General features: G+C 73.9%; 17 protein-coding genes. 13 read left to right on the top strand and 4 right to left on the bottom strand.

Annotated features, from left to right (window positions below; all coding sequences use genetic code 11):
• The first annotated feature begins 73 nt into the window (after positions 1-73).
• The 8 genes from AC24HA_RS12885 to AC24HA_RS12850 all read left to right on the top strand — a co-directional run bounded on the left by AC24HA_RS12885 (position 74) and on the right by AC24HA_RS12850 (position 9,644).
• Positions 74-544, top strand: a complete 471-nt coding sequence (locus tag AC24HA_RS12885) for a ribosome maturation factor RimP (protein WP_425708773.1) — start codon at positions 74-76, stop codon at positions 542-544.
• 28 nt (positions 545-572) lie between these two features.
• Positions 573-1,760, top strand: a complete 1,188-nt coding sequence (nusA, locus tag AC24HA_RS12880) for a transcription termination factor NusA (RefSeq protein ID WP_425708772.1) — start codon at positions 573-575, stop codon at positions 1,758-1,760.
• Between the two features lie 47 nt (positions 1,761-1,807).
• Positions 1,808-2,188 (top strand): YlxR family protein, encoded by a 381-nt coding sequence (locus AC24HA_RS12875; protein ID WP_425708771.1) that lies wholly within the window; start codon positions 1,808-1,810, stop codon positions 2,186-2,188.
• A 57-nt stretch (positions 2,189-2,245) separates the two neighbouring features.
• Positions 2,246-5,197: a translation initiation factor IF-2 gene (gene infB, locus AC24HA_RS12870; protein ID WP_425708770.1), complete on the top strand. Its 2,952-nt coding sequence runs from the start codon at positions 2,246-2,248 to the stop codon at positions 5,195-5,197.
• A 160-nt stretch (positions 5,198-5,357) separates the two neighbouring features.
• On the top strand, positions 5,358-6,014 hold the full coding sequence (rbfA, locus tag AC24HA_RS12865; protein WP_425708769.1) for a 30S ribosome-binding factor RbfA: 657 nt from the start codon (positions 5,358-5,360) through the stop codon (positions 6,012-6,014).
• Complete coding sequence (gene truB / locus AC24HA_RS12860; RefSeq protein ID WP_425708768.1) at positions 6,011-7,153, top strand: tRNA pseudouridine(55) synthase TruB; 1,143 nt, start codon at positions 6,011-6,013, stop codon at positions 7,151-7,153. The genes rbfA and truB overlap by 4 nt, the downstream gene beginning before the upstream one ends.
• 193 nt (positions 7,154-7,346) lie before the next feature.
• Positions 7,347-7,736, top strand: coding sequence for a DUF2975 domain-containing protein (locus AC24HA_RS12855; RefSeq protein ID WP_425708767.1), 390 nt, complete (start codon positions 7,347-7,349; stop codon positions 7,734-7,736).
• Positions 7,737-8,015: 279 nt separating this feature from the next.
• On the top strand, positions 8,016-9,644 hold the full coding sequence (locus AC24HA_RS12850) for an HNH endonuclease signature motif containing protein (protein WP_425708766.1): 1,629 nt from the start codon (positions 8,016-8,018) through the stop codon (positions 9,642-9,644).
• 59 nt (positions 9,645-9,703) lie between these two features.
• On the opposite strand, the gene AC24HA_RS12845 is transcribed toward AC24HA_RS12850, so the two are convergent.
• Positions 9,704-10,657, bottom strand: coding sequence for an inositol monophosphatase family protein (locus tag AC24HA_RS12845; RefSeq protein WP_425708765.1), 954 nt, complete (start codon positions 10,655-10,657; stop codon positions 9,704-9,706).
• Positions 10,658-10,680: 23 nt separating this feature from the next.
• Positions 10,681-11,337 carry an MBL fold metallo-hydrolase gene (locus AC24HA_RS12840; protein WP_425708764.1) on the bottom strand — a complete coding sequence of 219 codons (657 nt, stop codon included), beginning with the start codon at positions 11,335-11,337 and terminating at the stop codon, positions 10,681-10,683.
• 229 nt (positions 11,338-11,566) lie between these two features.
• On the opposite strand from AC24HA_RS12840, the gene AC24HA_RS12835 reads away from it, so the two are divergent.
• The 5 genes from AC24HA_RS12835 (at position 11,567) to AC24HA_RS12815 (ending at position 15,556) form a co-directional block, all read left to right on the top strand.
• Positions 11,567-12,670 carry a dioxygenase family protein gene (locus tag AC24HA_RS12835; RefSeq protein ID WP_425708763.1) on the top strand — a complete coding sequence of 368 codons (1,104 nt, stop codon included), beginning with the start codon at positions 11,567-11,569 and terminating at the stop codon, positions 12,668-12,670.
• A 162-nt stretch (positions 12,671-12,832) separates the two neighbouring features.
• Positions 12,833-13,018 (top strand): twin-arginine translocase TatA/TatE family subunit, encoded by a 186-nt coding sequence (tatA, locus tag AC24HA_RS12830; RefSeq protein ID WP_425708762.1) that lies wholly within the window; start codon positions 12,833-12,835, stop codon positions 13,016-13,018.
• A complete protein-coding gene (gene tatC / locus AC24HA_RS12825; RefSeq protein WP_425708761.1) occupies positions 13,015-13,812 on the top strand; it encodes a twin-arginine translocase subunit TatC in 798 nt (265 codons plus the stop codon). Before tatA ends, tatC begins: the two co-directional genes overlap by 4 nt.
• Positions 13,809-14,489 (top strand): twin-arginine translocase TatA/TatE family subunit, encoded by a 681-nt coding sequence (locus AC24HA_RS12820; RefSeq protein ID WP_425708760.1) that lies wholly within the window; start codon positions 13,809-13,811, stop codon positions 14,487-14,489. The genes tatC and AC24HA_RS12820 overlap by 4 nt, the downstream gene beginning before the upstream one ends.
• A gap of 56 nt (positions 14,490-14,545) precedes the next feature.
• Entirely contained in the window at positions 14,546-15,556 is a 1,011-nt protein-coding gene (locus tag AC24HA_RS12815) for a bifunctional riboflavin kinase/FAD synthetase (RefSeq protein WP_425708759.1), read from the top strand.
• Positions 15,557-15,578: 22 nt separating this feature from the next.
• Here the strand turns inward: AC24HA_RS12815 and AC24HA_RS12810 are convergent, their stop codons facing one another.
• Together AC24HA_RS12810 and AC24HA_RS12805 are read right to left on the bottom strand one after the other, a co-directional pair.
• On the bottom strand, positions 15,579-16,286 hold the full coding sequence (locus AC24HA_RS12810) for an ABC transporter ATP-binding protein (RefSeq protein WP_425708758.1): 708 nt from the start codon (positions 16,284-16,286) through the stop codon (positions 15,579-15,581).
• Between the two features lie 61 nt (positions 16,287-16,347).
• Positions 16,348-17,442 (bottom strand): ABC transporter permease, encoded by a 1,095-nt coding sequence (locus AC24HA_RS12805; protein WP_425708757.1) that lies wholly within the window; start codon positions 17,440-17,442, stop codon positions 16,348-16,350.
• Positions 17,443-17,520: the final 78 nt, after the last annotated feature.

Raw genomic sequence — 17,520 nt, 5'->3', positions numbered from 1 at the left:
GGCTCGGTCATCGCCCCGGGGAGCCAACCGGGAAGACCCGGGGAGGCAACCGGGCCGACGAGGAGGAGCGCGCGTGACCACCCCATCGAGCACACCGTCCGACCGGGTCCGCGCGGCGGTCACCGATCCCGTGACGCAGGCCGGGCTCGTCGTGGAGGACGTCGAGGTCGCCGGCAGCGGGACCCGGAAGGTCGTCCGCCTGACCGTCGACCTGCCGGACGGACCCGGGGGAGTCACCTCGGACCAGATCGGCGACGTGTCCCGCGCGGTCTCCACCGCACTGGACGAGCACGACGCCGTCGACGGCACCTACACCCTCGAGGTCTCCACGCCCGGGACGGACCGTCCGCTCACGGAGCCGCGGCACTTCCGCCGCGCCGTCGGGCGACTCCTGGACCTGACGACCGCGGACGGGCGGCGCACCTGCCGGCTGGCCGGTGTCGAGGACGACCGGCTGCAGCTCACCGACGACCAGGGGTCCCGCGAGGTCCCGATCGCCGACGTCACGCGCGCCCGCGTCGAGGTCGAGCTCACCCGTCCCTGACGCGGACCACGCCCACCAAGGAGAAGACATGGACATCGACATGCAGGCCCTGCGCATGGTCGAGGCCGACCGGGGCATCCCGCTCGACACCCTCGTCTCGGCGATCGAGGACGCCCTCCTCGGTGCGTACGAGCGCACGCCGGGGGCCGTGTCGCCGGCCAGGGTCGAGCTCGACCGGCGCTCGGGGACCGTGACCGTGCTGGCCACGGAGACCGACGAGGACGGCACGGTGCTCGGCGAGTTCGACGACACGCCGTCGGGCTTCGGCCGGATCGCCACGGCCACCGCGCGCTCCGTCATCGTGCAGCGGCTGCGCGACGCCGAGGACGACCAGGTGATGGGCTCCTACCGGGACAAGGCGGGCGGCCTGCTCTCGGGCATCGTCCAGCAGGGTCGGGACCCCCGGAAGGTCCTCGTGCAGCTGCCGGACATGGTCGAGGCCGAGCTCCCGCAGCACGAGCAGGTGCCCACCGAGTCCTACCGGCACAACGACCGGCTCCGCGCCTACGTCATCGACGTCTCGCGCGGCGCGCGCGGCCCGCAGATCACGCTCTCGCGCACGCACCCCGAGCTCGTGCGCCAGCTCTTCGCCCTCGAGGTGCCCGAGGTGGCGGACGGCTCGGTCGTCATCGAGGCGATCGCCCGCGAGGCCGGGCACCGCACGAAGCTCGCGGTGCGCTCGACCGTGCCGGGACTCGGCGCGAAGGGGGCCTGCATCGGCCCGATGGGGGCGCGGGTGCGTGCGGTGATGAGCGAGCTCCACGGCGAGAAGATCGACATCGTCGACTACTCCGAGGACCCGGCCACGTTCGTCGGGTACGCGCTGTCCCCGGCCAAGGTCTCCAGCGTGACCGTGGTCGACGCGGAGGCCCGGGCGGCCCGCGTCGTCGTGCCCGACTACCAGCTCTCGCTCGCCATCGGCAAGGAGGGGCAGAACGCCCGCCTGGCGGCGCGGCTCACCGGCTGGCGCATCGACATCCGGTCCGACGCCGCGCCGGCCGAGCCGACGACGTCCGAGGGCGAGCCGGGCGCGACGGACCCGGCCGCCTCCGCGAGCGCCCCGTCCGCATCGACGACGACGAACCCCGACCCGACGACGAACCCCGCGCAGGCCGACGCGGCCGGGACGAACCCCGCCCAGGCCGACGCGCCGACGTCGCCGGTGCCCGCCGAGCCGGCAGGTCCGGATGCGCCCGGCGACCAGCGGGCCGGGTGAGGGGCGCCACGGGTATCCCCTCGGCGGTCAGCGGCGGAACGGGTACGATGGTCGACGGCGTCGGCACCTCAGCCCCCGACGGGGCGAGGCCGAACGGCCCGATGCGTACCTGCATCGGCTGCCGGGCCGTCGCCGGCCGGTCGCACCTCGTGCGGATCGTGCTCGTCCCACCAGCACGCGCTGTGGTGGACGAGACGGCGTCCGCACCCGGCAGGGGGGCGTGGCTCCATCCGGAGCGCGCCTGCCTGGATCAGGCGGTACGGCGTCGAGCGTTCGGACGTGCCCTGCGTGCTGCGGGGCCGGTGGACACCGACGGCGTGACGCACTGGTTCGCGTCCGCGACGATCGACGACAGACCGTCGTCGAGGTCAGATCGAGATGAAAGCGGGTTGGAAGCCGATGGGCACCCGATGAGTACCCAGCGATGAGCTGCCAGCAATAACCACGGTCCGCCCTGTCTTGGGACGGTCCGAGACAGGAGAGATGTGGCCAAGGTCCGCGTTCACGAGCTCGCGAAGGAGCTCGGCGTCGACAGCAAGACGGTCATGGCGACGCTGCGAGAGCAGGGAGAGTTCGTCAAGTCCGCCTCCTCCACGGTGGAGGCCCCGGTGATCAGGCGTCTGAAGGAGCACTTCGACGCCAACCCGCCGGCCCCGAAGAAGAAGCCGGCGTCCGCCAAGGCGCCCGCCGGCGGCAAGGCGCCGGCACGATCGGGTGGTTCGACGCCCAGCACCACACCCACGCCCGGGCCCAAGCCCGGCGCGTCCCCCACACCGACGCCGACGCCCGAAGCCCCGGCGTCGTCCGAGGCACCCGCCGCGGAGGCGAAGCCCGCCGCCGAGGCGACCCCGGCCGCACCCGCAGCCGCCCAGGCGCCGACACCCGAGGCGCCGACCCCGGCGGCGACGGCACCGTCGGACCAGGCCCCGGCCCGGTCCGACGACGCCCCGGCGGCCGCCCAGGCGACGCCGGCCACCGCTGCGCCGACCCCGGGCCCCGCCACGCCCACGCCGGCGACCCCGAGGAGCGCTGCCCCGACCCCGAGGAGCGCCGCGCCCACGCCGGCGAGCGCTCGACCCGGTCAGGGCGCGCGTCCGGGCGGCCGCGACGCCGGCCGATCCGGCGGCCGGGACGCGAGCCCGCGCCCGGGTAACAACCCGTTCGCGTCGTCGCAGGGCATGCCCCGCGGCGGCTCGTCCGGCTCCGGCGGCCCGCGCCCCGGTGCGCCGCGTCCGGGCAACAACCCGTTCGCGTCGTCGCAGGGCATGCCCCGTCCGGGCGGCTCCGGCGGTCCTCGCCCGGGTGCGACGCCCGGCCCGCGGCCCGGCGGCGGTCCGCGCCCGAACCCGAACATGATGCCCGGGCAGTCGGCCGTGGGCCGGCCGGGCACCAACCAGCGCCCCGGTGGTCGCGGTCGTCCCGGCGGCGGTGGTCGTCCGGGCGGCGGCCCGGGTGGCGGTGGTCCCGGCGGCGGTGCGTTCCGCGGCCGTGGCGGTCGCGGTGCGACGCAGGGTGCGTTCGGTCGCTCCGGCGGCCGTCCCGTGCGCGGACGGAAGTCGAAGCGCGCGAAGCGTCAGGAGTTCGAGCAGCAGAGTGCGCCCTCGCCGGGTGGCGTCCAGGTCCCGCGCGGTGACGGCACCACCGTCATCCGTATCCGGGCCGGTGCCTCGCTGTCGGACTTCGCCGACCGCATCGACGTCAACCCCGCCTCGCTCGTCACCGTCCTGTTCCACCTGGGCGAGATGGCCACGGCGACGCAGTCGCTCGACGAGGACACGTTCAAGGTCCTGGGCGACGAGCTCGGGTACGTCATCGAGATCGTGTCCCCCGAGGAGGAGGACCGCGAGCTGCTCGAGCAGTTCGACATCGACCTCGATGCCGAGCTCGAGGCGGAGACCGAGGAGGAGCTCGCGCCCCGTCCGCCGGTCGTCACCGTCATGGGCCACGTCGACCACGGAAAGACCAAGACGCTGGACGCGATCCGGTCGACGGACGTCGTCGCCGGGGAGCACGGTGGTATCACCCAGCACATCGGCGCCTACCAGGTGTCGGTGCCGCACGAGGGTGTGGACCGCGCGCTGACGTTCATCGACACCCCCGGTCACGAGGCCTTCACGGCCATGCGTGCCCGTGGTGCCGAGGTCACGGACATCGCGATCCTCGTGGTGGCCGCGGACGACGGCGTCATGCCGCAGACGATCGAGGCGCTCAACCACGCCCAGGCGGCGAACGTCCCGATCGTCGTCGCGGTCAACAAGGTCGACGTCGACGGCGCGAACCCCGACAAGATCCGCCAGCAGCTCACCGAGTACAACCTGGTGGCCGAGGAGTACGGCGGCGAGACCATGTTCGTCGACGTCTCGGCGAAGAACCGCACCGGCATCGACGAGCTTCTCGAGGCGGTCCTGCTCACCGCGGACGCCGCGCTCGAGCTCACGGCGAACCCGGACAAGGACGCGCGCGGTGTGGCCATCGAGGCCAACCTCGACAAGGGGCGCGGCTCGGTCGCGACCGTGCTGGTCCAGTCGGGCACGCTGAAGGTCGGCGACTCGATCGTCGCGGGCACGGCCCACGGCCGCGTCCGGGCGATGCAGGACGAGCACGGCGAGAACATCAAGGAGGCGGGGCCCTCGCGTCCGGTCCAGGTCCTCGGCCTGGCCTCCGTGCCGCGCGCCGGCGACACGTTCCTCGTCGCGCCCGACGACCGCACCGCCCGGCAGATCGCCGACAAGCGGGAGGCCGCCGAGCGTGCCGCGACACTGGCGAAGCGCCGCAAGCGCGTCTCGCTGGAGGACTTCACCAAGGCGCTCGAGGAGGGGAAGGTCGACCACCTCAACCTCATCCTCAAGGGCGACGTGTCCGGTGCCGTCGAGGCGCTGGAGGACTCGCTGCTCAAGATCGACGTCGGAGACGAGGTCGCGCTGCGCATCATCCACCGCGGCGTCGGTGCGATCACGCAGAACGACGTCAACCTGGCGACCGTCGACAACGCGGTCATCGTCGGCTTCAACGTGCGTCCCGCCGAGCGGGTCACGGAGCTGGCCGACCGCGAGGGCGTCGAGATGAAGTTCTACTCGGTCATCTACGACGCGATCGAGGACGTGGAGAACGCGCTCAAGGGCATGCTCAAGCCCGAGTACGAGGAGGTGGAGCTCGGTACCGCCGAGATCCGCCAGGTCTTCCGCTCGTCGAAGTTCGGCAACATCGCCGGTTCGATCGTCCGGTCGGGACTCATCCGGCGCAACGCCTCCGCGCGGCTCGTCCGCGACGGGGTCGTGGTGGCGGGCGACCTCAAGATCGACTCGCTGCGCCGGGAGAAGGACGACGTCACCGAGGTCCGCGAGGGCTTCGAGTGCGGTATCAACCTCGGCTACCGCGACATCGCGGAGGGCGACGTGATCGAGACGTTTGAGATGCGGGAGAAGCCCCGCGCCTGATCGAGCCACCCGCGGGGTGCGGTCCACCGACCATGTCGGCGGGCCGCACCCCGCGGCGGCTCACGGCTCGCCGGGGGACTACGGCTCAGCACCGGACTCCGGCTCGCCCACCCGTCCCACCGCTGCGTAGGCTCCGATCGCACCGCAGCACCATCCACCCGTGGAGGTCCCCATGGCCGACTCCGGCCGCGCGCGCCGGCTCGCCGAGCGCATCCAGCAGATCGTCGCCCGCATGCTCGACACGCGGATCAAGGACCCGCGCCTCGGGTTCGTCACGGTCACCGACGTCCGGGTGACGGGCGACCTCCAGCACGCCACCGTCTTCTACACGGTCTACGGCTCCGACGAGGACCGGGCGGGGACCGCCGCCGCGCTGAGGTCGGCGACGGGCATCCTCCGCTCCGAGGTCGGCAAGCAGACGGGCGTGCGGCTCACGCCGACGCTGGAGTTCGTCCTCGACGCCCTGCCGAGCACCGCCCAGGACCTGGCCGACCGCCTCGCCGAGGCCAGGCTGCGCGACGAGCAGATCGCCGCGGCCGCCGCGGGAGCCACCTACGCCGGCGACGCCGACCCGTACAAGGCGCCCCGCGAGGTTCTCGACGGCGAGACCGACGCCGTACCCGACGACGAAGAGCCCCGCGACGTGGACGCCGACGCTCCGACGGCTGCCGGCGACGACGACCTGGAGGTCGTCGGGGAGATCGACGGCGACGAGGACCTCTACCGTGCGCCGGACACCGGTGACGCGGCGACGGATCCGTTCGACGCGGCCGCCGAGGCCGACGACGCGCCCCGCGACGCATCCGGCCGCGCGTGAGGATCCCGCGCGGCCGTGCCCCGGCCGCGGACGGCGTGCTGCTCGTCGACAAGCCGCAGGGACTGACGAGCCACGACGTCGTCGCGCGGGTGCGACGCATGGCCGCGACCCGCAAGGTCGGGCATGCCGGCACGCTGGACCCGATGGCGACCGGGCTGCTCGTCCTCGGCGTCGGGCGCGCGACCCGCCTGCTCACCTACGTGGTCGGCGCGGACAAGACCTACGTGGCGACGGTCCGGCTCGGCGTCGCGACGACCACCGACGACGCCGAGGGGCAGGCCGCCGACGCTCCCGGGGCGAGCTTCGACGTCGTACAGGAACGTCTGACCGAGGCGCTCGGTCGGCTGACCGGGGTGATCTCCCAGGTCCCGTCCGCGGTCTCTGCCATCAAGGTCGACGGGAAGCGGGCCTACGCCCGCGTGCGGGACGGCGAGGAGGTCGAGCTCGCCGCGCGCGAGGTGACCGTCCACGAGCTCGACGTCGTGGGCGAGCCGCGCGCCGCCGTCGTGCCGCCCGGGGAACCGGGGGAGGGGACGTCGGTGGTCGACGTCGACGTGCGCGTCCGCTGCTCGTCCGGCACGTACGTGCGGGCGATCGCGCGGGACCTCGGTGCCGAGCTCGGCACGGGCGGGCACCTCACCGCACTGCGGCGCACGGCGGTGGGTCCGTTCGACGTCGACGAGGGCGCGACCCTTCAGGCGATGGCGGACGCGATCGCCGAGGAGATCGAGGAGGCGCCGGGTGAGGAGTCGGGCGACGGTGCGGGCGACGGCGCAGGTGACCGGTCCGGGCCCGGGGAGCGGCTCGCGGCGCGACCGACGCCGGAGGAGCCCGGTGCAGGTGTGCTCACGACGCTGCCGGCCGGCACGCTCGCGCGCCGCCTCTTCCGCGTGCGCGAGCTCACCGAGGCCGAGACGACCGCCGTGCGCTACGGGCAGCGCATCGGACCGAGCGGCGGCAAGACCGACGATTCGGCCGAGTCGGCGGTCGCATCGACGGGAGGCGTCGCCACGGACGCCGACGCGGAGGCGCCGGGCGCATCCGTCGTCGCGGCCTTCGCCCCGGCCGGCCACCTCGTGGCACTTCTGGCCGACGAGCGAGGCAGGGCGCGGCCGGTCCTCGTGCTCGACCCGGCCTGATCCGACGAGGACTGGCGAACCGATCGATTGACGATCGATAGGTTGACGCCTACGCTGCAGGTATCGGTAGTCGATAGGTTGTCGTGGGCTCGGGGGTGCGGTGATGGGCGCCGGGATCGTGGGCGGACTGAAGGCGGTACTGGTCGTAGTCGGACTTGGAAGCGTCGCTGCGCAGGTCTGGATCCTGCCGGCCATGGCAACCGAGTTCGTCCGTCTGGCCCCGGACGTCGCCTTCCTGCGCGTCCCGATGCTCGTCGTGTGGATCGCGGTGGTCGCCTGCGTGCAGGTGGCGCTCGTGGCCGTCTGGCGGCTGCTCGACCTCGTCCGGTCGGACGAGATCTTCGCGGGCTCGGCCTCTCGCTGGGTCGACGCCGTCATCGGGTCCGTCGTGACGGCCACCGTCCTTGTCACCGGGGTCTTCGTCTACCTGACCGTCGTCCTCGGTCAGGGCAGCCCTGCGATCGCCCTGGCGCTGCTGTGTCTCGTCGTTCTCGGCGTCGGAGTGGCGCTGCTGATCGTCGTCATGCGCGCTCTGCTGCGTCGGGCGACGGCGCTCGAGTCGGATCTTGCGACCGTGATCTGACGTCTGTCCGCGCCGGGAGCCGCGAGTCGGTGGTGGTCGACCTTCGGCACCACGACTGCCCGTCGTGCCTCGATGGCATGCCTCTGCACGACGTCGTTCGGTGCCACGACGTTTCCACATGTCCGCCCAGGTCATGGCCGTCCACAGGTGCGTCCGGTGGGCCTGTCGATGTCAGTGGTCCCTCGTAGCCTGGGTGCAGATCGAACGTCGTTCGGTCGCTGCACCGGCCCGCCGCACGAGGCGCGGGACGGCCTGAGGACCTCGGGGGAGGTGTCGACGATGACGCTGAACGATCTGGGCACGCACGGGGCCGGTCACCCCGCCGCTGGCGGAGAGTCGGTGCCGGACGTCCCGCCTCGCGGCGGGGAGGACCATCGAGCGTCCTCCCGTGAACTTGATGAGCTGCTGGCCGCGCCGGTCCCGGAGAGCCCCGAGGCCCTGGTGGCCGGATCGGACGAGGCGAACGAGTCGGACATGGGCCCGGGCCAGAGCGCCGATGCCCCGACTGGCCGCACAGATGTATCGGGCCTGCCGGACCTGCCTGACGTCCCAGACCTGTCCGACCTGCCCGACCTGCCGGACCTGCCGGACCTGCTCTCTGCGCTCGTGCGGCCCTCGTTCGCGACCGAGCGCGAGGCGGTGGACCACATTCAGCTCCTCGAGCAGGTCAAGGCGGCGAGCGCGGCCGGGCAGGCTCTCGCGGCGGCGGAGCTCGCCCGGGTGCGCGGGGAGGCGGAGGTGAAGCGTGGCGTCCCGTTCGAGGAGCGGGGCAAGGGGCTGGCCGCCGAGGTGGCCCTCGCCCGCAGGGAGACGGTGGGCCGCGGATCACGCCACCTCGGACTTGCGCAGGCTCTCGTCCACGAGCTGCCGTGCACGCTCGCGCTCATGAGCCAGGGGCTCGTCTCCGAGTGGCGCGCGACCATCCTCGCCCGTGAGACGGCCGGCCTGTCCGTCGAGGACCGGCGACGTGTCGACGCGGCGCTGGCGGACGACCTGCCGACCTGGGGCGACAAGCAGGTGCAGAACCACGCCCGCAAGAAGGCGCACGAGCTGGACGACCAGGCCGCGCAGCTCCGGCACCGACGGGAGCGGAACAGCCGCCGCGTGAGCGTGCGGCCGGCCGACGGCTCGATGGCCTACCTCACCGCGTACCTGCCGATGATCGAGGCCGTCCGGGTCCACGCCTCGCTGCACACCCAGGCGGCCACGATCGTCAACGCCGGCGGGGCGGAGGAGCGGAGCGCTGCGCAGGTGGCGGCGGACCTTCTCGTCGAGCACGTCACGGGCGCCTCCGCGAGCGAGCCGCGGGACGTCGACCTCACGATCGTCATGACCGATCGGACGCTCGCAGGTGGGGACGAGCCCGCGTGGCTGCCCGGCCAGGGGCCGCTGTCCGCGCAGGTCGCCCGGGACGAGGTCCGCGAGTCCGCCAGGGTCTGGTTCCGACGTCTCTGGACCGACCCGGCCACCGGTGGTGTGGTGAGCATGGAGTCGCAGCGACGCACGTTCGGCGGCCAGCTCCGCCGGCTCGTCCTCATGCGCGACGACGGGTGCACCGAGCCCTACTGCGACGCACCGGCCGAGCACGTCGACCACGCGGTGCCCCACGCCGAGGGTGGAGCCACGAGCTTCCGCAACGGTTCCGGGCTGTGCGCGGCGCACAACTACGCGAAGCAGAATCCCGGCTGGCGGCACCGGCTCCGCGCCGACGGGGACCGGCTCGACGTCTGGACCCCCACCGGCCACCGGTACAGCGTGCCGAGATCGCCGTTCCCCTATCGGATCCGACCGATGCCACCGTCGATGACCAAGGAGCAGCACGAACAGCTGGGGGAACGCGTCGCGGCGCGGGTCCGACGACTCGGCGAGCCGCCGCCGGGTGGGGACGAGCCCGCCCCCGAGCCATAGGCAGGGCGCGCTGCTGACCGTGAAGCACCAGGCAGCATGCGCCGCCTCCCGTCCACCGATCAGGGGGGCCCGTGCGTCCCCGTGGTGCGAGCCGCCGCGACCCGCTCAGCCCCGATCTGGTCGAGGATCGCCGCGAGCCCCGGCATCGATCGGCCCGGGCCGACCGCCAGGTATCCGGGCCGGTGGATCTCCGGGGCGTCGGCGTCGCCGTCGAGCTCGAGATGATCGACGACGCCGCCCGCCGCCCGCACGAGGTGAGCGCCCGCGGACACGTCCCACGGGGTCGTCCGCAGGCCGAAGGTCGCGTCCAGGCGTCCCGCGGCGACGAGCGCGAGTTCGGCGGCCCCCGCGCCGAGCGACCGCAGCGCCGTCACCGTGGTGAGCAGCTGGGCGTGGTGCGCGGCCGTCGCCGGGTGCGCCAGGTCGCTCACCCCCGGATACCCCGACGACACGACGCACTCGATGTCCGACCTCTCGACCGGCCCGGGCGCGCGCTCGGGTCGCGACGTCGTCGGGCTCCCGTCGAGCGGATGAGCCTGGACGTGGCAGTCCTCGTCGCTGGCGAAGACCTCGAGCCCGAGCTCGGGGATCCGCACCACGGCGGCGACCGTCTCGTCCCCCACCTGCGCCGCGATCGACGTGCAGTAGACCGGGACGCCCGCCGCGAAGTTCGACGTGCCGTCGATCGGGTCGACGACGAACGTCACCACGCCCGGCGGCGTCGGGTACCGGGGCGGGACCGGACCGCCCCCGACGACGTCGAGACCTCCCTCCTCGCCGAGGATCCGCGCGTCGGGCACATGCCGGCGCAGCACCTCGATCGCGATCTCCTCGCTGCGGCGGTCGTGGACGGTGACGATGTCGTGCGCGTCGCGCTTGAGCTCGCGCTCCGCCGCCGCGCCCGAGACCCCGAGGAGGTAGTCGCAGATCTGTGCCGCCGCGTCGCGCACGGCGTCGAGCAGCTCGGCCGGGGTAGGGACCGCGTGCCACGACGCCGGGTCGACGGTGCCCATGCCCGCCCCCGTCCCCGGCCCGCTCACAGCTCGCTCGACTCGCCGGGACCCAGGTCCACGTACTCCAGGTCCGGCAGGTCGGTGAGCTGCCGGACGTGCGCCCCGTACAGCCCGCGCCCCGCGTCGCTGAGCAGCGCGTCGTGGATCGGCACCACCGCCCGCGGCCGGATGCGCCCGACGAACTCGACACCGTCCCGGGACGCCGCCCACGGCGCGGACAGCGGGTGCGCGAGGACGTCCACCGCGCCCGGCTCCGCATCGAGCGCGTCTCCGGGATGGAAGAGCGTGGGCTCGCCGTCGGCGGACATGACGAGCCCCGCGTTCGGCACCCGCTCCACCGAGTCGAAGGCGTGGGCGTGCAGCTCGCCCACCACGCGCACCCGCAGGTCACCGATCGCCAGCTCGCCACCCGGCTCGAGCGGGCTCGCGGCGCTCAGACCGGTCCGCCGCAACGCCTCGGTGGACGCCGGGTCCGCGTGCAGGACCGCGCGCGGATTGGCGGCGAGCAGGGCGGGGACGCGATCGACGTCGAGGTGGTCGCGGTGGACGTGGGTGACCAGCACGGCATCGAGGTCCGTGACGTCGTCGAAGGCGGGGGACAGGGTGCCGGGATCGACGAGCACCCGGCGTCCCGCGGACTCGACGAGCAGACAGGCGTGGCCGAGATGGGTGACGCGCATGTGTCCACGCTATCGGCGCGCGCCACCGGGCGCGCCTGGCGCGGTCGGACGACACGGCCGAACGAGCCGAGCCGGCCCTCCCAGGTAACGCCCAGACAACTCCCCACCGGTGGCCAGCGAACGTCCAGGAACTCGGCAGACCGCCGCGAGCGTGCTCCCAGCGTGGTCCTGGAACGTGTGCCTCACACCGGGGCCGACCGCGGTCCCCGCCTCGAGAAGGAGATCGACCATGGCCACCGGCGCTCCCGAACCCATCCCCACGCCCGACGGGCCCGCCTACGAGGGCAGGCTCCTCGTCCGCCCCGACGACGAGGTCGTCGACCAGGGGGTGGGCTTCGACGTCGGCACCCTGCTCAGCCGCCGGCACGTCCTCACGCTGGTGGGCGCCGGAGCGGGTGCCACGCTCCTTGCGGCGTGCTCACCGTCCGGCTCGTCGACGTCGGGCACGGGCGAGACCGGCTCGGCCGGCGCGGCGGGAAGCGCGACCGACGGCGCGAGCTCCACGGGCACGACGACCGGCCTGCCGTCCGCCGAGATCCCCGACGAGACCGCCGGCCCGTACCCGGGCGACGGCTCCAACGGCCCCGACGTCCTCGAGGAGGCCGGCATCGTCCGCTCGGACATCCGCTCCAACATCGGCGAGACCGACCCGGTCGACGGCGTCCCGCTCGCCTTCACCATCCGCGTCACCGACATGGTGAACGACGACGTGCCCTTCGAGGGCGCCGCCGTCTACGCCTGGCACTGCAACGGCCTCGGCGAGTACTCGATGTACTCCTCCGGCGTCGAGGACGACACCTGGCTGCGCGGCGTCCAGGTCGCGAACGCCGACGGCGAGGTCACCTTCACGTCGATCGTCCCCGGCTGCTACGCCGGGCGCTGGCCGCACATCCACTTCGAGGTCTACCCCGACGTCGACTCGATCACCGACGCGGCCCACGCGATCGCCACCTCGCAGATCGCCGTCCCCGAGGCGATCCTCGGCGACATCTACGCCCTCGACGCCTACGCGGGCTCGGCGCAGAACCTCGCGGGGATCACCCTCGCGACCGACGGCATCTTCGGGGACGACGCCGAGGAGCTGCAGATGCCCACGATCTCCGGGGACCTCGAGACCGGCTACATCGCCGCCCTCGTCGCGCGGGTGGACACCACGACGGAGCCGACCGGCGGCGGCGAGGGCGGTCCCGGCGGAGACATGCCCGACGGCGGGACCATGCCCGACGGCGCGACCATGCCCGACGGGACGGGCGACGGCGGGCCTGGCGGTACTCCTCCAGGCGGTACGCCGGGTGAACCACCGGCCGGTGAGGCGTCGACCGACCGGTCCTGACGCGTCCTCGTCGCTGCACGCGCCTGTCCGACCAGCCCCGTCCCCCCGGTCCGACACGTTCCGGCTCGACCGGTCCGACGAGCCCCGCCCCCACCGGTCCGACGCGTTCCGGCCCGACCTCACCGCCCCACCGACCCGACCACGTGAAAGCGAGACCCCGACATGCTCCGCAACCTCACGGGCTGGCACGCCCTCATCATCCTCGCCACGATCCTCCTGCTCTTCGGCGCCTCGAAGCTGCCGGCGCTCGCCCGTAGCGTCGGCCAGTCCGTGCGCATCCTCAAGAAGGAGGTGGGGAACGAGGAGACGTCCGGCGACGGGGCAGCCGATGGCGCCGTCCAGCCGTGAGCGCCGTCGACGCGGCGACGAACGGTCGGATGCCGCTCGCGGGCCACGCGCGCGAGGCACGTGCCCGGATGTTCCGCTCGGTGGCGGCCCTCACGGTCGGCACGAGCGCCGGTTTCCTCCTCGCCGACCCGGTCCTCGACCTCGTGCGGGCCCCGCTCGTCGAGCTCACCGAGACCCGCGTGACCGCGCTCAACTACTCCAGCCTGACCGGGGCGTTCGACCTCAAGGTCCGGCTCGCGATCGTCGTCGGTCTCGTGCTCTCCGCGCCGGTCTGGATCTTCGAGACGCTCGCCTTCCTTCTGCCCGGCCTCACGCGGCGAGAGCGCAGGTACGTCCTCGCCTCGCTCGGCGCCGCCCTTCCGCTGTTCCTCGCGGGGTGCGCCGGCGGCCTGCTGCTGTTCCCCCACATGGTGCAGGTGCTCGTCGAGCTCTCGTCGACCGAGGACCTCACGCTGCTGGACGCCTCGGGCTACGTGAGCTTCGTGCTCAAGGTGGTGCTCACGACCGGGGTCGCGTTCACCGTGCCGGTGGGCGTCGTCGTGCTCAACCTCCTCGGCATCCTGCCCGCGCGGCTCCTCGCGCGCACGTGGCGGCTGCTCGTGGTCGTCATCGTCGTGTTCAGCGCCCTCGTCACGCCGGCCGCCGACCTGTTGTCGATGGCCCTGGTCGCCGTCCCCATGGCCGCCCTGTTCGGGGCCGCCTACCTCGTCGCCCTCCTCCACGACCGGCACGTCGCCAGGCAGGCGCTCGCCACGGACCGGCAGCGGTCCACGATCACCGGAGGTGACGCATGACCGGCGGCCTCAGCCTCGAGAAGCTCGTCGTGGTGCTCGTCGTCGCGAGCCTGGTCATCGGCCCGTCACGGCTCCCCGGCTACGCGGCCAGGCTCGGCGAGGTCGTGCGCGGCCTGCGCGACGCCGTCGAGGCCACGCGCACCCGGACAGAGAACGAGCTCGGCGTCCCGCTCAGCGTCGACGAGTGGCGCGACGCCGTGCGGCGCTACGACCCCCGACGGGTCGTGCGCGAGGCGCTCGCGGAGGAGCCGGTCGGGGGCGTCGGGACCGAAGAGGTCGACGGACGGGCCGGCACGGCAGGCACCGGCGTGCCGGTCGACCCGGCAGGCACCGACGCGCCGGTCGACCCGGCAGGCGCCGGCGTGCCGGTCGAGGCGGCCGACCTCTTGGAGGTCGCCGAGTCCTCCGAGCCCGCACACCGGGACGCCCCCTCCGAGCCCGCCTGGCGCTGGCAGGTCGCGGGCGGCAGCTCGGGTCATCCACGCCGCGTCCGCGTGCCGGTCGCGGCGTCGGCGGACAGCCCTCCGGCCGACGCCTCTTCGGCCGTTGCCCCTCCGGGCGATGCCTCTTCGGCCGTTGCCCGTCGGCCCGATGCGTCTCCGGCCGGCGGCGACACCACGGCCGAGCCCTCGCCGCCTCCCGACCGAGAGGTCCGCGCTGCACCCGAACTACAGTGACCCTGCGGCGCGACGCGTCGTCCCCGGCGACGGGGCGCGCACACGAAGGGCGAACGGTGCAGGTCTGGCACGACTCCGAGGAGATCCCCCGCGACCTCGGCCCGATCGTCCTCACGGTCGGCGTCTTCGACGGCGTCCACCGCGGCCACCGTGCCCTGCTGGCGGCGACCGTCGAGGAGGCCGCGAAGCGTTCCCTCCCGGCCGTCGCGCTGACCTTCGACCCGCACCCGGCCCAGGTGCACCGACCCGAGGACGATCTCGTCCTCGTCGCCAACGCCGCCGACCGCATCGAGCGGCTCTCCGCCCTCGGCCTCGACGGGGTCCTCGTGCAGCACTACGACCTGGAGTTCGCGTCCGCGACCCCGGAGGAGTTCGTCTCGGACTACCTGCGGCGCGACCTGGAGGTCGCCTGCCTCGTGGTGGGGGAGGACGTCCGCTTCGGCCGCGACAACGCCGGCGACGCCGACGTCCTGCACGACCTGTGCGACCGCCTGGGCATCGAGCTCGTCCTCGTCGCCGAGGTCGCCTGCGACCTCACGGGCCGACGGTGGTCGTCCACGTGGATCCGGCAGTCCCTGGCCGCCGGCGACGTCCACCAGGCCGCCCGCATCCTCGGGAGGCCGCACCGGCTGCGCGGCGTCGTCGTGCGCGGGTTCCGCCGCGGCCGCGCGCTCGGGTACCCGACCGCCAACCTCGCCCCCGACGACCTCGGCGTGGTCCCCGCCGACGGCGTCTACGCCGGCTGGCTGCTGCCGGGACCGTTCGACACACCGGGTGCCGCGGACACCGGCGCCACCCGGCTGCCGGCCGCGATCTCCGTCGGTACCAACCCCACGTTCCAGGGCACCGAGCGCACCGTCGAGGCCCACGTGCTCGGTCGCACCGACCTCGACCTGTACGACGAGGAGGTCGTCGTCGAGTTCGTCGCGCACCTGCGACCCATGGTCACGTTCGACGGCATGGAACCCCTCATGGCGCAGATGCGGGCCGACGTCGAGGACGCGGCCGGCATCCTCGGTGTCCCGGTCCCGCCCGAGCTCGCGCCCGACGCCGTCACGGCCACCTGAGGGACGCGGCCCGTCGGCCGCCTCAGGCCACCGCGCGGGCCGGCTCGACCAGGCGGCCGTCGGCGATGTGCACGGTGGCGTCGACGCTGCCGAGCGTGGACTCGTCGTGGCTCACCAGCAGGGTGGCGGCGCCGGTGGTCCGGGTCAGCTCCGTGAGGAGGTCGACGATCTGCGTGCCCCGCTCGTGGTCGAGCGCCGAGGTCGGCTCGTCGACGAGCAGCACCGCCGGGTCGCCGACGAGCGCCCGCGCGATGTTCACCCGCTGACGCTGTCCGCCCGAGAGCTGGTGCGGCCTGCGGCCCAGCTCCCGCTCCAGGCCGACGCGCGCGAGCATCTCGGCCGCACGCTCCCTCGCGTCGGGCAGCGACCCACCCAGCATGTGCGCGGTCACCACGAGCTGCTCGTGCGCGGTCAGGCTCGGCAGCAGCTTCGGCTGCTGGAAGACGATGCCGATGCTTCTGCGGCGCAGCTCGGCGCGCTCGGGCTCGCCGAGCGTCGCGCCGGCGCCCGTCACCACGGCCGGACCCACCTGTACGAGCCCGGAGTCGGGGAGCGTGAGCGTGGCGGCGATCGCCAGCAGGCTCGACTTCCCCGACCCGGACGGCCCCAGCAGCGCCGTCGTCGTCCCCGGCGCGACGACCAGCGAGACGTCGTCGACGGCGGTGAGCCGGCCGTCGCCGTCGGGGTAGGAGAGCGTGACGTGGTCGAGGAGAAGTCCGGTGGTGGTCATGGCGTGCACCTTTCGGTCGCGGGCGTATCGGCGAGGGGGCCGGTGTGGTCCGGGCGGCGGGTCAGGACGCGTTGAGCGCCGCGTGCGGGTCGACGGCCGCGATGCGGCGCAGCGACAGCCCGGCGCCGAGCAGGCCGAGGACCACCAGGATGAGGACGGGCACCACGGTCGTCGTCCACCCCAGGGCCACCGGCATGACGTCGGAGATGGCCCACGCGGTGAGCGTCGCGAGCCCGGAGCCGAGCACGGTCCCGGCGAGCAGGAGCACGGCGGCCTGGCCGAGCGCGTCGCGCAGGAGGTAGCCGGTCGACGCGCCGAGGGCCTTGAGCACGGCGACGTCGTCGGAGCGGCTGATCGTCCAGACGGTGAAGAACGAGCCCACCACGAGCGCCGAGATCGCGTACAGGAAGCCCTGCATGAGCATCAGCGAGCCGTTTTCCGAGGCGTAGGAGCCGATCGCCTGCAGCGAGTCGCCGCGGGAGACGGTGGTGGTCCCCAGCTCGGCGTCGATACCGGCGAGGTCGGCGCCGGACGCGGTCTCCAGGGCGACGACGGTGGCCACGAGGTCCCCGCCGCCCGCGCCTGCGCCGCCCGTCGACGCCGGGGAGCCGACCGCCTGCCAGTCGGCCAGCGTCGTCCACACCACGGGCGTGTGGGAGAAGCTGGCGGCGGTGTCCGCGACGCCCGCGACGTCGAGGTCCTGACCGGCGACGGCCAGCGTGTCACCCGCCCCGGCGTCCAGCTCCTCGGCGGCACCGGGGGAGAGCCAGACCGACCCGTCCGCGAGGTCGACGCCGTCCGGCACGGCGAACGAGCCCGGCTCGGCGCCCAGGACGGTGACGCTCGCGGTGCTGCCGTCGACCGACGACCGCGTCGTGGCGACTCCGAGCGGCGCCGTCTGCGCCACGCCGTCGGCCTCGGCGAGGGTCTCCCACTGCGCGGCGTCGACCTGGGAGGACGTGAAGCTCGGCTCCTCCTCGGAGCCGAACGCCAGGTGGTCGGCGGGCAGGTCCGCGATCGCCGACGTCGACTCGCGGGCGAGCCCCGACGTCAGCGCCGACAGGAACGTGACGAGGAAGGTGATGAGGACGACGACGCCCGTCATGAGGGCGAAGCGGCCGGAGGCGAAGCGCAGGTCGCGCCAGGCGACGAACATGGTGGAAGCTCCTCGGGTCGGACGAGGCTCCAGGCTCGCGCCGCAGCGCTGCGCACACATCGGCCGGAGGGGACGGGT

Source organism: Georgenia sp. Z1491 (assembly GCF_057652395.1).
Note: the sequence above shows the minus strand (reverse complement) of the source record. Positions and strands in the feature narration are given on the sequence as shown.

Coding starts and splice junctions, on each gene's coding strand:
- tatA (WP_425708762.1), top strand. CDS start 12,833: ATGCTCCGCAACCTCACGGGCTGGCACGCCCTCATCATCCTCGCCACG.
- AC24HA_RS12820 (WP_425708760.1), top strand. CDS start 13,809: ATGACCGGCGGCCTCAGCCTCGAGAAGCTCGTCGTGGTGCTCGTCGTC.
- AC24HA_RS12845 (WP_425708765.1), bottom strand. CDS start 10,657: ATGGGCACCGTCGACCCGGCGTCGTGGCACGCGGTCCCTACCCCGGCC.
- AC24HA_RS12875 (WP_425708771.1), top strand. CDS start 1,808: ATGGTCGACGGCGTCGGCACCTCAGCCCCCGACGGGGCGAGGCCGAAC.
- AC24HA_RS12850 (WP_425708766.1), top strand. CDS start 8,016: ATGACGCTGAACGATCTGGGCACGCACGGGGCCGGTCACCCCGCCGCT.
- AC24HA_RS12805 (WP_425708757.1), bottom strand. CDS start 17,442: ATGTTCGTCGCCTGGCGCGACCTGCGCTTCGCCTCCGGCCGCTTCGCC.
- AC24HA_RS12835 (WP_425708763.1), top strand. CDS start 11,567: ATGGCCACCGGCGCTCCCGAACCCATCCCCACGCCCGACGGGCCCGCC.
- AC24HA_RS12855 (WP_425708767.1), top strand. CDS start 7,347: ATGGCAACCGAGTTCGTCCGTCTGGCCCCGGACGTCGCCTTCCTGCGC.
- nusA (WP_425708772.1), top strand. CDS start 573: ATGGACATCGACATGCAGGCCCTGCGCATGGTCGAGGCCGACCGGGGC.
- AC24HA_RS12810 (WP_425708758.1), bottom strand. CDS start 16,286: ATGACCACCACCGGACTTCTCCTCGACCACGTCACGCTCTCCTACCCC.
- AC24HA_RS12840 (WP_425708764.1), bottom strand. CDS start 11,337: ATGCGCGTCACCCATCTCGGCCACGCCTGTCTGCTCGTCGAGTCCGCG.